Annotated in this window: 16 protein-coding genes; 5 read left to right on the top strand and 11 right to left on the bottom strand. The window is 40.3% G+C overall.

The annotated features are described in order from the left end of the window. Positions 1-52 precede the first annotated feature (52 nt). The 6 genes from HWQ40_RS23980 to HWQ40_RS23955 form a co-directional block, all read right to left on the bottom strand. The gene (locus tag HWQ40_RS23980; RefSeq protein WP_292782714.1) at positions 53-592 is read right to left on the bottom strand and encodes a transaldolase family protein; all 540 of its coding nucleotides are present in this window, start codon (positions 590-592) and stop codon (positions 53-55) included. A gap of 135 nt (positions 593-727) precedes the next feature. Continuing rightward, the gene (gene rbsK / locus HWQ40_RS23975) at positions 728-1,669 is read right to left on the bottom strand and encodes a ribokinase (RefSeq protein ID WP_292782712.1); all 942 of its coding nucleotides are present in this window, start codon (positions 1,667-1,669) and stop codon (positions 728-730) included. A 265-nt stretch (positions 1,670-1,934) separates the two neighbouring features. Next, positions 1,935-2,282 (bottom strand): type II toxin-antitoxin system VapC family toxin, encoded by a 348-nt coding sequence (locus tag HWQ40_RS23970; RefSeq protein ID WP_292782709.1) that lies wholly within the window; start codon positions 2,280-2,282, stop codon positions 1,935-1,937. Beyond that, positions 2,283-2,510 carry an AbrB/MazE/SpoVT family DNA-binding domain-containing protein gene (locus HWQ40_RS23965; protein ID WP_292782706.1) on the bottom strand — a complete coding sequence of 76 codons (228 nt, stop codon included), beginning with the start codon at positions 2,508-2,510 and terminating at the stop codon, positions 2,283-2,285. It abuts the gene before it with no gap. 158 nt (positions 2,511-2,668) lie between these two features. Beyond that, positions 2,669-2,833 (bottom strand): hypothetical protein, encoded by a 165-nt coding sequence (locus HWQ40_RS23960; protein WP_292782703.1) that lies wholly within the window; start codon positions 2,831-2,833, stop codon positions 2,669-2,671. Positions 2,834-2,879: 46 nt separating this feature from the next. Then, complete coding sequence (locus HWQ40_RS23955; protein ID WP_292782719.1) at positions 2,880-4,049, bottom strand: cysteine desulfurase family protein; 1,170 nt, start codon at positions 4,047-4,049, stop codon at positions 2,880-2,882. A 217-nt stretch (positions 4,050-4,266) separates the two neighbouring features. On the opposite strand from HWQ40_RS23955, the gene HWQ40_RS23950 reads away from it, so the two are divergent. Then, positions 4,267-5,898 (top strand): DUF655 domain-containing protein, encoded by a 1,632-nt coding sequence (locus HWQ40_RS23950; RefSeq protein WP_292782701.1) that lies wholly within the window; start codon positions 4,267-4,269, stop codon positions 5,896-5,898. A 76-nt stretch (positions 5,899-5,974) separates the two neighbouring features. Here the strand turns inward: HWQ40_RS23950 and HWQ40_RS23945 are convergent, their stop codons facing one another. After that, positions 5,975-7,051 carry a glycosyltransferase family 4 protein gene (locus HWQ40_RS23945; RefSeq protein WP_292782717.1) on the bottom strand — a complete coding sequence of 359 codons (1,077 nt, stop codon included), beginning with the start codon at positions 7,049-7,051 and terminating at the stop codon, positions 5,975-5,977. A gap of 963 nt (positions 7,052-8,014) precedes the next feature. On the opposite strand from HWQ40_RS23945, the gene HWQ40_RS23940 reads away from it, so the two are divergent. The 4 genes from HWQ40_RS23940 (at position 8,015) to HWQ40_RS23925 (ending at position 12,755) form a co-directional block, all read left to right on the top strand. Then, positions 8,015-8,749 (top strand): ABC transporter permease, encoded by a 735-nt coding sequence (locus HWQ40_RS23940; RefSeq protein ID WP_292782698.1) that lies wholly within the window; start codon positions 8,015-8,017, stop codon positions 8,747-8,749. A gap of 427 nt (positions 8,750-9,176) precedes the next feature. Beyond that, on the top strand, positions 9,177-11,015 hold the full coding sequence (locus HWQ40_RS23935; RefSeq protein ID WP_292782696.1) for a bifunctional serine/threonine-protein kinase/formylglycine-generating enzyme family protein: 1,839 nt from the start codon (positions 9,177-9,179) through the stop codon (positions 11,013-11,015). 27 nt (positions 11,016-11,042) lie between these two features. Further along, positions 11,043-11,504, top strand: coding sequence for a hypothetical protein (locus HWQ40_RS23930; RefSeq protein WP_292782694.1), 462 nt, complete (start codon positions 11,043-11,045; stop codon positions 11,502-11,504). A 576-nt stretch (positions 11,505-12,080) separates the two neighbouring features. After that, positions 12,081-12,755, top strand: a complete 675-nt coding sequence (locus HWQ40_RS23925) for a hypothetical protein (protein WP_292782691.1) — start codon at positions 12,081-12,083, stop codon at positions 12,753-12,755. 235 nt (positions 12,756-12,990) lie between these two features. On the opposite strand, the gene HWQ40_RS23920 is transcribed toward HWQ40_RS23925, so the two are convergent. The 4 genes from HWQ40_RS23920 to HWQ40_RS23905 form a co-directional block, all read right to left on the bottom strand. Beyond that, positions 12,991-13,536 (bottom strand): GNAT family N-acetyltransferase, encoded by a 546-nt coding sequence (locus HWQ40_RS23920; protein WP_292782689.1) that lies wholly within the window; start codon positions 13,534-13,536, stop codon positions 12,991-12,993. 318 nt (positions 13,537-13,854) lie between these two features. Continuing rightward, positions 13,855-14,670 carry a class I SAM-dependent methyltransferase gene (locus HWQ40_RS23915; protein WP_292782687.1) on the bottom strand — a complete coding sequence of 272 codons (816 nt, stop codon included), beginning with the start codon at positions 14,668-14,670 and terminating at the stop codon, positions 13,855-13,857. Between the two features lie 54 nt (positions 14,671-14,724). Continuing rightward, positions 14,725-15,288, bottom strand: a complete 564-nt coding sequence (locus tag HWQ40_RS23910; protein ID WP_292782685.1) for an NUDIX hydrolase — start codon at positions 15,286-15,288, stop codon at positions 14,725-14,727. Between the two features lie 2 nt (positions 15,289-15,290). Next, the gene (locus HWQ40_RS23905; protein ID WP_292782682.1) at positions 15,291-15,899 is read right to left on the bottom strand and encodes a histidine phosphatase family protein; all 609 of its coding nucleotides are present in this window, start codon (positions 15,897-15,899) and stop codon (positions 15,291-15,293) included. Between the last annotated feature and the right edge of the window lie 5 nt (positions 15,900-15,904).

Genomic DNA, 15,904 nt, shown 5'->3' with positions numbered 1-15,904 from the left:
AATGCGCCTTGTAAGCTAGTCACAAAGCAGTTTTGACTGTTTTCGGAGATGTCTAATGATCCGCCCCGGCTTGCAACGATGCGGCTGCTTCTTCAGGAGATTTGATACTAGCTGCCAAGATTTCCGTATCACTACCTTTGAGTACGCTAGCCATATCCCGCACTAAGGCAATACCATCACCTAACAATCGGGTAGCTCGATTTACATAAGCTATGGCAATTTTAGCTCCTGCTTCCCGTGCTACTGCTGCCTGTGCTGCACTATAAATCGCTGTCACCGAACAGGTAATCTCTGGTGATAGACTCGCCACCACTTCAAACCCTAACGGTGTTGCGGGAATCTTCAAAATTGTTTGTGAACCAATAATCTCGAAAGCTTTTCTACCTTCAGCTAGCATCCCAGCTTTATCAGATGCCACAAGCTGATAGTATAACGGGCCATTTGTCAAGGCAAGCAATTTTTTGAGCGTGGTTTCTGGTGGAGTATCGCTTTGAGACAACAGCGTGGGATTTGTGGTAATGCCTTTCACCCATCCCCAAAGTTTAACAACTTCAGCTTCCGATGCGATCGCTGAGTCTAGATATAGTGCCATACTTAATTCCTCACTTTTTCTTATCTGCATTTCTCCTGCTACACACCCTACATCGTCCAGAAGTTCCGCACTGATATTTCTACCGATCCCTATCAGATAAGCATTTTACCTGTTTATCTATGCTTTTTTAAATACCTACCCTTGAAAACCACCATTCATACCCCTTTCCTTAAGAAATGCATCAAATGTAAACCTATCCGGTAGCGAAGTTTGTGCGCCTGGTTTTGTCGCTGTCAAAGCACCTGCTGCTGCACCCCAAATAACTGCTTGATGTAAGGAAAGTCCTTCAAAAAGTGCCGCCGCTAAACCACCATTAAAAGCATCGCCTGCGGCTACGGTGTCAACTGCATTAACTGAAAACGCGGGTACAAAAAACTTTTCTTCAGCAGTGGCACAAAAAACACCTTTAGCACCCAGTTTAACGATCGCACATTTCACACCCCGTTGCAATAAAACCGCAGCTGCCTTCGCTGCTTGTTCCTCTCCATTCACAGGAAAACCCACCAACTGCGCTGCTTCAACTTCATTCGGTGTAATAATATCTACCAATGGATACAATTCATCTGGTAAATTACATTGTGCGGGTGCGGGGTCGAAAATTACTTTTATATTTGCACGTTGTGCCACTTTAGTAGCAGCAACCACGGCATTAATAGGAATTTCTAGTTGTAAAAGTAGTGCTGTGGCTTGTGGTAAAAAGTGGGATAATCGCTCTACATCTTCTTGATTGACGCGCCCATTTGCACCAGGAATCACGACGATTTGATTTTCACCAGTATGACTCACGGTGATAATAGCGACTCCAGAACTAACAGTTTCATCCACAAAAATGTTATCAGTCTGCACACCAGATGCTTGCAAATTGTTAACAAGTTCTGTACCAAAATCGTCTGCACCTACACGCCCCACTATCTGGGTAGGAATGCCCAATTTTGCTAATGCTACGGCTTGATTGGCTCCTTTACCTCCCGAAACTTTAAAAAAATCTTCTCCTAGTAACGTTTCTCCTGCAACTGGCAACCGGGGTGTTGTTGCTACTAAATCTATATTGATGCTGCCGAAGACGATAATACTCATGATGCTGATTTTAAAGTTATTCAGATTGATATTACAGGAGGCCAGTAACGCAATATCATCACATCTCGCATATTGACAACTACTCAACCCAGTTTTCTAATGGAAGCGTAGGAATATGAGAAAACTTTCGCACATTATTGGTGACGAGGGTAATATCATGTCCGGTTAAAGACTTATCATTAAGACCGCAGAGGGGCAGAGGGGCAGAGGTGCAGAGGGGATGGGTTTTTGGGCTTTCTGCATAGAGAAAGGGAATTATAACTAATTAAGCCGGACATGATATAACTCCTAAACTCAGCGCATGAGAAGCAATGAGCATATCCATTGCACCAATAATAAGTCCTCTACTTTCGAGATCACTTCTGATGCTGCCGTAAATCGTTGCAGATGATTGATTGAATTCGACAATTTCTAGAGGTAGCAGAAATTGCACCAGGGCGATGCGGTTTTTCTCTTGCTGTTGGCTTTTGGCAACTCCGTATTCGAGTTCAGCAACGGTGATGGAGGAGATACCCACATCAGAAATGCTAAAGCTTTGGAATTTATCCAGTACTTTTTGGGGTTTTTGCTTGATGAGGTAAATACAGATGTTGGTATCAAGCAAATATCGCATTTAAAAGCTCTCTCTGGTGTCGAGGAGTGCCTGATCTCTGGTAGTCATGAAATCATCAGAGAAATTGTCTAGACTGTCGATCAGGGATTGCCAGGGATTATCTTTGGCAATGAGGACAATGGCGTTACCAATTTTTTTGATATAAACTTCAGTACCAGCAAGTTGAAAGTCTTCGGCCAAAATAACCATTTGGTGAGTGCCATCAGTGGTGAGTTTAGCAGTGTTCATGATGTTTTTGTCCTTCTTATAAGAATGGCAATCGTACCAAATAGATGATCGACTTAATTCAAAGATAGTTTAAGAAGCCATTCATATTTTCGATCCATGAATTAATCGCAATTTTACCTGAGCTAATCTCTTTTGCTTCAATTATATCGTGAGGACATTTAGGCTTTGAGATAACAAAGATACTTCTCCAACCGACGTTCTTTTAGCATGGATTCCACCTGTTTATCGGTCAGCGCTGGCTGTTCGGTCTTCAATAAAGCTTTCATCTGCTTGATGATGCGCGATCGCTCAGGTGGTTGGGTTGGAACATCTTGCAGGGACATAGAAAACACTCCGACAAATGCTGTATCTAAATTTTAAGATGAGCGATCAACGTTTAACTAAAGATAAATCCGGTGTCAGCCTTTGCAAAACTTGCTTCAACACCATTACCGTCCAATCGATATCAGCTTCGGTAGTATCACGCCCCAATGTGATGCGAATTCCGCCCAATGCAGCTTTTTCGGAATAACCCATCGCTAACAATATCGGGCTAGGGCTAAGTTTACCACTATGACAAGCAGCACCAGCACTGATGCCGATGCCAGCAAGGTTTAGCTGTCGTACCAAGGTTTTACCGCTGAGTTTTTCGCCGTCGGCGTTTTCTAGGCACATACTGATATGGTGAGGCAAACGATCGCAAGTATCCCCTGTAGGGATTAAACCAGGAATTTCAGCTAATTGAGCAAAAGCGCGATCGCGTAACTCAATTAACCGTGGTGTTTCTGTAGCCAATTCTTCGGCTGCTAATTCTGCTGCGACACCAAACCCGGCAATTATTGGTACTGCTTGTGTACCAGAACGCAATCCCATTTCTTGTCCACCACCACCTAGTAAAGGCATCAATTCCACACCAGGACGCACATACAACGCCCCTGCACCTTGCGGCCCATATATTTTATGACTGGAAAGGCTAAGTAAGTCTACAGGTAGTTGTTGCACATCTATGGGTAAGCGTCCTGCAACTTGCACTGCATCTGTGTGGAACAGAGCACCATGCGATCGCACTATCTTACCCAGTTCTGCGATCGGTTGCACTGTCCCAATTTCACTTTGACCGTAAATTATAGAAACTAAGGCTGTGTTATGTCGCAACGCCGCCTTTAAATCCAAGGGATTGACTCTGCCTTTCAAATCTACAGACAAGCGCGTAACTTCCCAACCCCACATTTCTAGAAACCGTGCTGTCTCAGAAATTGCAGAATGCTCAACGCTGGAAATAATTAGATGTTGAGGAACAGCATACAACCGAGCCACACCCATAATTGCCAAATTATCTGCCTCAGTGCCACCAGAGGTAAAAACGATCGATTCAGGAGTAGCGGCGTTAATTAAACCAGCAACTTGGACTCTGGCTTGTTCTACAACCGTTGCTGCCCGTTGTCCCCACTCATGTAAGCTGGAAGGATTGCCCCACTGTTGAGTGAGGATTGTTTGCATAACTGCGATCGCTTCTTTTCGAGTGGGTGTTGTGGCGCTGTAATCTAGATAAATTTGCATATAACCGATAATAGGGAGAACACACGGTGGTAGTAGGCTGTTGATCTTGCCAGCATATACAGTTTTAGTGGACAAATCCTGAAAAAATATCTGTAATTTTACATCTAGTAGTGGATTTTTCCCTTTACTTGGAAAGTTATTTTTCTACTTAATTCAGAACATAAAATTTTGGGAATGATAAATATATCCACTCCCAATCCACTTTTAGCAGATTACAGTGCAACTTCTCTCTAGACAAAGATATTTTTTATATATCTTTTTACTGATATTCTCCCTCGCTGGTTGTCAACGAGTCCAGTCTTTCAATCAGCGTCCAGCACCTTTAGCGCAAGATCCGTTAGTTCAAGTTTACTTTAACCATTCTGAGTCTTCAGAATATAAAGAAGCTTACCGTCAGCAAACTCGTCTGGGGGATGATTTAGAAAAACAGATTGCCGATGCTATTACCCAGGCTAAATCTACAGTAGATGTGGCGGTGCAAGAATTACGTTTACCCAAAGTTGCCCAAGCACTGGTTGATAAACAAAAAGCTGGAGTAAAAGTCAGGATAATTTTAGAAAATACCTATAGCCGACCTTGGAGTAGCTTAACATCTGCTGAAGTCGGTAAGTTAGATAAAAGAGAACAAGAACGCTACAACGAATTTCGTCAATTTATCGATATTAACCATGATCATCAACTCAGTCCAGCGGAAATCAATCAAAGAGATGCTTTAATAATTTTGCAGAATGCCAAAATTCCTTGGATAGATGATCAAGCAGATGGTTCATCTGGTAGCAGTTTGATGCATCACAAATTTGTGATTGTAGACAATCGCCTTGTAATTATCACTTCAGCCAACTTTACATTAAGTGATACTTCTGGTGATTTTACAAATCCCAGCAGTTTAGGAAATGCCAATAATTTATTGCAGATTGACAGCCCAGAATTAGCATCTTTATTTACAGAAGAGTTTAATATTATGTGGGGCGATGGCCCAGGAGGTCAACCAGATAGTCGATTTGGTTTGGAAAAACCAATGCGTTTACCTAAACAAATAACTTTAGGTAACACCAAAATCACTGTGCAATTTTCGCCCACTTCTCCAACTCAACCTTGGAGTAACAGTAGTAATGGTTTAATTGGTAAAACTTTAGATTCAGCAACCAAATCTATTGATATAGCGTTATTTGTTTTTTCTGAACAGCCTCTTGCTAATATTTTAGAAAAACGCCATCAACAAAGTGTGCAAATTCGCGCTTTAATTGAACCACAATTCGCCTACCGTTCTTACAGCGAAGCCTTAGATATGATGGGGGTTGCTCTCAGTAACAAATGTAAATATGAAGTCGACAACCATCCTTGGTCAAATCCAATTACTAGCGTAGGTGTACCTGTGTTACCCAAAGGTGATTTATTGCATCACAAATTTGGTGTAATTGATAGTCAAACAGTAATTACAGGTTCTCATAATTGGTCAAACGCTGCTAATAATGGTAACGATGAAACGCTTGTAGTGATTGAAAATCCGATAGTTGCTGCCCATTATGTGCGAGAATTTGCTCGTCTTTATACCAAAGTTAAACCCGGTTTACCACCAGCAATTCAAGAAAAGATTAAATTAGAACAAACACGGTGTCCTCAAATAAAAACTTTTTCATCAACTGAGTTACAAGCAATTCAAAAAGTAGATATCAACACCGCAAGTTTAGAAGAATTAGCAACTCTTCCTGACGTGGGTAAAAAATTAGCACAGCGAATAATTATTAGTCGTCAACAGCAACAATTTACATCTTTACAAGACTTAGAACGAGTTTCAGGAGTGAGTGCTAAGATGTTGGGAAAATGGGATAATCGCGTAACTTGGTAGGGGCACAGATGTGCATCCCTACGATGGTCTGTATTCTAATTAGTTAAAAACATGTAAGATTACATGAATGCGATCGCTAGCTAGCTAAATCAACCAAACTGCGGAAATGCCCATTCTGAGAAAATCGTTCTGCGATTATTTGTTGATAAACCGCCTCATAGCCATCAGTCATGTGCTTAACGCTGAAAAGGTTTTCAACATACTGACGACAAGCATAACGGTCTAACTCTACGATGCGATCAATGGCACTAATGCACTCTTGAATATTATTGCAGAGGAAACCCGTCTTACCGTGGGAAATGACCTCCTCAGTAGACCCCAATTTCATTGCAATCACTGGCGTACCTGAAGCCATTGACTCAATCATCACCAATCCAAAGGGTTCCCGCCAAGTGATGGGGAACAGAGTTGCTACTGCACCACCCATCAGGGCATTTTTTTGAGCATGGTTGGCTTCACCCAGATACTCAATTTGCTCTCCGTCAATATGTGGTTTAATTTCCTTTTCAAAGTATTCCACATCAACGACATCTATTTTACCTGCCATTTTTAAATGCCAACCAGCAAGTTTTGCAATTTCTATGGCTAAATGCGCTCCCTTTTCAGGAGATATTCGACCTAAAAACGCCAAGTAAGGAGGATGTTCTGGTTGGGAGTGAAACTCATAACTGCTGACATCAATCCCGTTGTAAACCGTCGCTATAGAGTTTAACCCTAACCTTGGTTCTCGTTGTGAATTGGAAATATTGACGTAGGGTTGTTTTTTACCAAAACTAAACATCTTTTCGTTGTCAGGGTTAAAAGTACCGTGCAACGTGTGAACCGTAGGGGTTTTGACAAGATTTGCGTAAGCCAGCGCCCCATGTCCAATATGAGAGTGAATAATATCAAACTCTTCTGCACGTTCATACACCGAAGCGATATTTAGCATCTCGTAGATGCCGTAATCTTTGATAGTATGATCGAGTCTAAGGGCACGGGGATGAACTGACGTTAACGTTCCCAGACTAATAGAATCTCCCGATGCAAATAAAGTTACTTCGTGTCCCCGTCGGACTAATTCATCGGTCAGTAACCCCACTACTAACTCTACGCCACCATAAGCTGGAGGTGGAACTCTTTCCCACAGTGGAGCTATTTGAGCAATTCGCATCATAAACCTCCTAAAAAATAAAACTTGAATTAGAAGTTTTTTATTTCTGTTGTTTTAGTGCTTGTAATTGATTCACTTTGCATCAGAAAGTAACTTCAGATACTAAACTTATTAAGAATCTCTTTCAAATCTTACGCTGTTACTTCTATATTCTTTGTCTATCCTAGTACGGAAATTACCCACTCCTAAAGAGGTAAATACATTCTATTTTATTAATTCTTGGTAGTTGAGTAGAATGTTAAATATAAATGTTTTTGGCAAACAGGGATTTCCTAAAATAGTCAAAATCCCAGATAAATGCTGATAATAGGCAGAAAAACTCTTTTATTGCCTATCAATTATCTAATTTACAAAAATTAATTAAAGAATAAATCGTGTAGTCACTTTTTAGGCGGCTTTCCGTACTCTCAAGAAGAATTTAGAGTCGCCCAAAGGAGAGATTTTGGTAAAGTAGGTAGTTGGAAATTAGAAGCAGAATTTTTCTTATAAGTTCTATCCAAGTTCTTAAAGGTAACAATTAACTATTAGACATCTTCAGAAATTAAATATGCGTTATCCAGAACCCTTGTAGAGACGTAGCAGTACTACGTCTCTTTTTCAGCAGATGTCTATTATGGGTGGAAGTTTACCTACCTTATAACTAGTACAGCACGGCGTAAATAAACCACCCATTCCAAATTAACGAAACGCTTACGCTGTATTCATTTTGAATTTTGAATTTTGAATTTTGAATTCCGCCTTGCGGTACTAGTCGCTTTGAGCAACTTGTCTGATTAATTGAGATGCTATTGGATTCTCCACGAGTCAAAAGGGAGAGAAGATAGTTAAATCATTGACTGATTGCATAAAATATGATATTTTGTATTGCTATCAATAACATATATAAACGTGAATATCTCTCCCTCTCTCAAAAAACCGCGTGTCTCATGGCAGGCGGTTTTCTCAGTTCTGATGTTTGTGTTCATGTACCTGCCTATACTGGTGCTTGGCTTTTATAGCTTCAATCAGTCGCCCTACAGTGCAACTTGGCAAGGATTCACTTTCGATTGGTATCGCAAGTTGTTCAGTGACGATCGCATTTTATCGGCTTTGCAAAACAGTATGATAGTTGCAGGTTGTGCCGTAGCAATTTCAGCAGTGCTGGGAACCTTGATGGCGGTTGGGTTGGCGCGTTACGAATTTCCTGGTAAGAAATTGTATCGTGGTATTGCTTACCTACCATTGATTATTCCCGATATTGCGATCGCAGTGGCGACCCTAGTATGTCTAGCAGCCTTTGCAATCCCTTTGAGTTTGTGGACAATAGTTGCAGCCCATGTCGTGTTTTGTCTCGCCTACGTTGGACTTGTGGTAGCTTCCCGACTGACTAATTTAGACCCACACTTAGAAGAAGCAGCACTAGATTTAGGCGCTACACCAACCCAAGCTTTCATTAAAGTATTGTTACCTCAATTAATGCCTGGGATTGTCGCTGGTTGTCTCTTGGCTTTTGTCCTCAGCTTAGATGACTTTCTCATTGCCAGTTTTACTGCTGGTAGCGGTTATAACACCCTGCCAATGGAAATTTTTAGCCGCATTAGAACCGGAGTTAAACCTGATATTAACGCGCTGAGTGTAATGTTAATTTTAGTATCTGCGATCGTTGCCCTTGTAGCTGAATTAATTCGCGTTTCTGGAGAGAATAAAACTTTTAAATAAGAGTCGCAATTGGCAATAAAAGTTATAGGTAGGTGATTTCGTTCTTCGTGAACTTTTTTAGATAGTGAACAACAGCTATATTAAAATTTAGGGTGCATTACGGTAAGCCTAACGCTCCAATATTATGGCAATGTGCCATACTTTCTGCTAACACAACGTCATCGTATAGATAAGTAATACCAATTGGAAAAAAGAATGCGACATACACAATTTGTAGAGACGCGATTCATCGCGTCTTAACCCAAGTATGTGTTGCAATCATTAATTGAATTGGTATAAATAAATATAATTTATTCATCCTTATGCCCTCGTGTGAAAGATAGTTTTAAACACATGAATAAACTTCCGTGTTCGCTTCTCTACATAACTGTTTTCAATTAGATAATATTGGGGCTAACTTTGGAGAAGATGCTATTTCCCCCTGATTATGCAAATCTGCCAAAATCCCAATTGCTCAAATCCATTCAACTCTGATAGCAATAGATTTTGCGTCAGTTGCGGACAAAGCAACTTTGGCAAACTTCTCAGAAACCGTTACCGCGTATTAAGACTCTTAGGTGAAGGTGGATTTAGTAGAACATATTCTACAGAAGATGTAGACAGACTAAACGCCCCTTGCGTCATCAAGCAATTTTTCCCGCAGTTTCAGGGAACAGGACAACGCACTAAAGCCGCAGAATTTTTTAAAGAAGAGGCTTTTCGGTTGTATGAACTGGGAGAAAATCATACCCAAATTCCCAGACTACTAGCTTATTTTGAACAAGGTACTAGCTTATATCTCGTACAAGAATTTATTCAAGGAAAAACTCTCTTACAAGAAGTTCAGCAACAAATTTATGGCGAACAACAAATTTGGGAACTTTTAGCTGATTTATTGCCAGTTCTGCAATTCATTCATACCCATAACGTTATTCATCGGGATATCAAACCAGAAAATATCATTCGCCGTGCAAGTGATGAAAAACCCGTCTTAATTGACTTTGGCGGTGCTAAACAGGTGACACAAACCAGTATAGGAAGACAAGCTACGGTAATTTATACCCTTGGCTATGCCCCAACAGAACAAATGGCTGGATTTGCTTGTCACGGCAGTGATTTGTATGCTTTGGGCGTAACTTGTGTGCGTCTTTTAACTCAATGTTTGCCTTTGCAGGATGCTTCTGGACAGATTAATGACCCTATTTATGATGCCATGAATGCTAAATGGTTGTGGCGCGAACGTTTACAGAAAAAAGACATTACTATCAGCGACGACTTAGGGAAAATCTTAGATAAATTACTCAAGCATCTACCGAGTGAAAGGTATCAAACAGCAGTAGAAGTCATCAATGATGTAAAGTTTGCCACATCGAACATTGAACCTGTTGCCTTAAAAATTGTTTCGATGCCTCAACCTATATTACCGCCGCTACCACAAAAAGTAATCGTACCATTACCCCCATTAGAAACCTTTGAATTTGACGTAGTGACAGTAGACACAGGTGGTAGAGAAGTAAACCGCATAAACTGTAATGCAAACTTCTTTGCTGAAGAATTAGGTAAGTCTGTCACATTAGAAATGGTATCAATTCCTTGTGGTAGTTACATGATGGGTTCACCGGAGTTTGAAGGAGATGCTGACGAACGTCCACGACATCAAGTTACCGTTGAACCATTTTTTATGGGGAAATTTCCCGTAACTCAAGCACAGTGGAGAGTAGTAGCAGCTTTACCCAAAGTCAAACAAGCTTTAAATCCCCATCCATCAAAATTCAAAGGTCTAGATAGACCAGTGGAAAATGTATCTTGGTATGAGGCTGTAGAATTCTGTCTCAGGCTATCAGAAAAAACTGGACGCGACTATCGTTTACCGAGTGAGGCTGAATGGGAATATGCTTGTCGTGCGGGAACTACAACATCCTTCCACTTTGGCGAAACCATTACCTCTGAGTTAGTCAGCTGCACTATGGAACCAAAAAGCAAATTCCGTAAAGAAACAACAAACGTCGGTAGTTTTGAAGTCGCCAACGCCTTTGGATTGTACGATATGCACGGGTTAGTTTGGGAATGGTGTGCTGATTCGTGGCATAACAATTACAATGACGCACCCTTAGATGGAACAGCTTGGGAAGTTGGCGGTGATATAAATCGCCGGGTGCTACGCGGTGGTTCTTGGAGTTTCAATGCAGAACTTTGTCGGAGCGCCAGTCGTAGCTGGAATGAGTCAGACGGTGGGCTGAGGGTTTGTGGCTTTAGAGTAGTATTTTCTGTAGAGGAGATTATTTAGTAATTTAATTACAAGGTTGTATAAATTATGAACAATAGAATTGAGAAAGGTGACATAGTAGTTATAAATAAAAGTGGAAAATATCATCAGCAAGCGGGTGAAGTTAGTGAGATAGATTACAATCTTTTCTTCGTCAAAATAGTCTTAGTAAAGTTAGGTAATCAAGAAGAAGCCTTTGAAGAAAAAGATTTACAATTAAAAACTAAAAAGCCCAGTCTGCAAGAAATAATTGTATCAATAGACAAAATTTTAGAACAAGTTGCTCAGATTGCCGACTTGCCGACAAAAGAGAAAGTAGAGTTATCCAACCGTTTGAAATATCTGAAATTAGATATTCCTAAACTAGATAAGCAGTTGATTCAAAAAAACTTCGATAGTATATATAAAATATTCGCAGCAACAAGAGAAGCAGACTCTTCAGCAAGTTTGTGGCAGGAAATAGATCCTAATTTGGATAAAATAAGTTGGTGGATTAGAACAAGTCTGTGAACTAAGAAGTAAATCGGCGAGAATAAATCAGCTTTCTCTAATTCTCAGCTAGAGTCTGCAAATACCTGATTAGACTTCTTGCATGAATCAATGAGCTTTCATCCTAACGCTCTTCTATGACTCTGAAGAGAGAATAATCCAAGCGATTAGAAATCGCGGCTACACAAACTCTCGTCCGCCTGCGCGGACTAACGCCAAAATAGGGTTTCAAATTTAATCTGACGAGAGTAATAAAAGAGCGCTAAATCCCTCTCCCAAGGTTTGGAGAGGGACTTTGAAATTTGCTCCCAAATAATTGGCATTGGACATAATTAAACGTAACTATATTTTTTTCATCTTATATCCTTAATACTTTATACCTTATAGTTTACGCCTCATGCTGACCAGTAATTTTTATTTTTACCCACTTACTTAACTTGGTATTTGTAACTGCATGGTTTAAATTTTGTTATTAACTGTATGGTTGCATAATCTTAAGTTTTGAGAATAGTTTTTTAGCGGTAATTTTTGAGTTTATAGATTAATAAAGGACGTTTTTTTATATAAAATAAAGTACGAAGATCATCAGAAATATATATGCGTTTTTTTCAGTTTGCAGGGATTCTTGGTTGTACGACAGCAGCTTTTATCTCAATAGCACCCATAGAGGTAGAAGCTGCAACTTTTAAAGTGATATCTGGAGTCACCAGCATTGATCGCGATCACGATAAGATTCTTAGTAGTATTGGGTTAACCTTGACAGGCACTAATCAGGCAGTTGCACCAATTCCCAGCAATTATTTAGTTGGCTGGAACATCGACTCACTTACTAACTTCACGTTTAGTGACGAGGGCGGTTTTACTCCGCTCTCAGGTACAATCGAGCATACTGGTACTGTTACATTCAACGATCAAATTACTGTTGGTGATTTTTCAATCGGTTTTGCTCCAGGACGTACTGTCACAGGTGCCAGCGGACTTGTTTTAAGAGACACATTTTCTTTAAATACAATTTTGTTTGATTTGAGCACTCCGGGACTTGTGTCATTTGATGGCCAAAATTTAACCATACCTGATGTTCAATTGTTGATTTCTCCAGAGTTTGCTGATATATTAGATGACCCTAAATTGTCTGGTTTGTTTGCTGGAACTGCACGAATTGATGCTCAAGTTGCTGCCGTCCCTGAACCTGATAGTGTACTAGCAACTTTAGTAGCAGGTGCGGCTCTTTTAGCAACTAGATTTTATACTCAAAAAATTAAATGCACCTGATATTTTGAAGCATAGCCAACCAAAAGTTTGCTCTACAACCCAACGCTTAATCCTTTTCAAATCTCGTTTCCAGCAAGAGGCTGGAAATGCTGCTCATTGCGGCTCTGCCACAAGTCTTGAGGGAAAAGAGAAACTGTTTTACCTAATGCCCTATGACCAAATACTTTCGCTCTCATGTTGATGCAATGGCTAGCTATGTACTCGGTGAGCAGCCTCAACGTTGGTACAGAGATTATTAAACTTCTCTGCTTCCGAGATTGCTTGTTGTAAGAAGTTTACTTTCTGAGCGTTGCACAGCATATATATAGTGCGGTATGTTGCGCCAGAGTGTCTCTTGAACGACCTTGAGTCCGTTCTTTTCAGCTACACGGCAAGAGGGAATGTTCTCTGGGCGAATCAGGGAGATGACGCGCGCGCTACCCAGCACGTTAAAGGCGTAGTCTTGGCAAGCAGATGCAGCTTCAGTTGCGTAACCCTGCATTTGTTGGTCGCTGCGGACATGATAACCAATTTCGAGTTCTCGGTTTCCCTCGACCTCCTGCCAAACCAGTCCACAATCGCCGATTACCTCACCCGTCGTCTTAAGAACCATCGCCCACAAGCCGAGGCCGTGCTGTGCGTAGTTGCAGCGATGCCGGTCAATCCATTTTTCCACCATCTCGCGGTCAAAGGGCTTTGGGTAGTAGCGCATCGACTCTACATCGCCGAGGACAAGCAGTAACGCATCGAGGTCAGAAAGCGTCATTTCCCGCAGTAATAGGCGTTGAGTTTCCAATATCATTAGTGAATCCTCGTTTAGTCATTGTCCAGTTTATCTTTGTTAGGACTTACGCAAAATCATGAAAAAACGAACCGCAAAGGACGCATTCGCACAGCGTCTCGTCAGAGAAGGACACAAAGAAATAAGAGTTTCAGAGAGTTTTTGCGTAAGTACTATTTGTCTATTACGTAGTAAGCACTGAAGTGCTTATAGTGCTTTTCAAGTAATTGAACTACACTACTCCACACTTTCTACTCACCGTTTCAGTCGTGGTTTAACTACTTGAAAATTGCTGTAAGGTAAGGACTTTAGTCCTTACTACAAACTTGTTTATCGCAATTAAGTCCAGTTGCGTACTACTACAATCTTGAACCTACTTTCACCAGACAAATCGTAGTCTAAAGAGCCGTAGTGTTGCAAAGCCCAGTCTTGCAAATCTTGAATTGCACGGGCAAAGATATCATCTGGGATGTGCCAAGTATGGCGATAAATCTTGTTTTTATGAGATTCAAGTAATTTGCCCACAGTTAGTTTAGACTGCCATTTGGCTGCAACCACTGTTTCTAAATTTGCTCCTTGTTCGCGCAACTCTGTTAAAACCTCTTCTTCTGTTGCACCATAGCAAGGTAAGGGATAATCATAGCTAGCAATGATATCTTGCCAACGTTGCTGAAATTCAAATCTACCCTGATTGATATCTTCATTAACTTTGCTAAAATTCATATTACCGTGAGTGTAGAGGTAAATTCCTCCCGGTTTAAGGACTCGACGAATTTCTGCTAGTGCTTGCTTCCAAGCAGAAACCAGGTGAAACACATGAACTGTCAATGCGACATCAAAAGAATTGTCAGCAAATGGTAGAGAAGTTGCATCTCCCTTAATTGCTGTTAATTTATGAGACACACCCTCTAGCTTTTGGTGCAGTTCAGCTAACATTTTTTCAGAGATATCTACACCAGTATAGGAGTAACCTCTTTTTGCGATCGGGACAGCAATTCTACCAGTGCCGATACCTGTTTCATAAAATTTGGTTTCTGCTGTTGCTGAAACTAGATTGAGGATAAAATCTGTGATTTGCTCGGAAATCTCAGGCGGTAGTCCTCGTGTTGCATCGTAGATATCAGAAACGCGATCGAATGAAATGGTTGCAGTCATATATCTTTTATCCTTTATTGATGGTTGTTGACAAAGGCAACTATAGCCAGATGACTAAGAAAATTGCACTTTATCAAGTTTTTTTAGAGCGAAAAATAATGAACTAATATGTAATGTTTGCAGCAGTATCCCATTATCAATATTTTTGATTAGCTTTTCTAGAGGCAATATAACTACATCAATTTGCTCTGTAAAGTCTAACTTTAAATCAGCTACACGTTCCACATCTGTTGCTAAAAAACAATGGGTTAAATTGGTATGAGTAGCTGGGTTTGGTGATAATATACCAGTTTCAATAAAATGATTGCTAGTGTAACCAGTCTCTTCCAATAATTCGCGTTTTGCGGCTTCCACTGGTAAAATATCTTCAGTCTCTACAGCACCACTGGGTAATTCTAGAATTGTTTTTTTCAGACTGTGGCGATATTGCTTTACTAAAATAACTTCCTGATTTTTTGTTAAAGCTACAACATTAACCCATGTTGGATATTCAAGAACATAATAGGGGTCAACTATTGTTCCATTAGGCATTTGGCAAGTATCAGAACGTACTGAAATCCATCTGTCTTTTACTATGTGTCTAGATTTTAATACAACCCAATCAAATGAATTTCCCATATTTAAACCTCTATTTGTCTGCTTTTTACAGTAATTATTTCTAGTAATTTTAAATTTGGTAAAGCTAGTACTATAGCCATTGGATGCTCAAGTTGCTGCCAGAAATAAAATGGTTGTTTGCCAGTAAAAGCAGCAATAAACAGCGTCATGACAGTACCGTGCGACACAATCATTACATCACCAGTTGGAGTTTTGGCAATAATATTTTCTACAGCTTGCTGGAAGCGTTGATGAGCTTGCGTTGCTGTTTCCAATCCCATCACCAATTCATCTGGTGTGGTGAAAAAAGTAGTCAGGGTTTCAATAAACTTTTTTTCTTCTATAAAACTAAGATTACTACGGTTATGTTCATTTAATCCTGCAAAAACTTCAACTGATTGATTAAATTTCTGGGCAATAATCTGGGCAGTTTCTATAGCTTTTGGCTCATTGCTAGCAGTTATAGTACTTGGTTGGAAATTTGCTAACCTTTGCGCTAACAACTCTGAGCGTTCTCGCCCTTCTGCTGATAATGGCCAGTCTCTAGCAGGCAATTTTGCTATTTTCTCTGGAAGCGAATGTCTAACCAGAATTAATCTTTGCACACTATTTTTATTGAAAGTCGCATTCATAAATA

Origin of the sequence: Nostoc sp. NMS9 (genome assembly GCF_017114995.1) — a bacterium.
GTDB lineage: Bacteria > Cyanobacteriota > Cyanobacteriia > Cyanobacteriales > Nostocaceae > Nostoc.
Note: the sequence above shows the minus strand (reverse complement) of the source record. Positions and strands in the feature narration are given on the sequence as shown.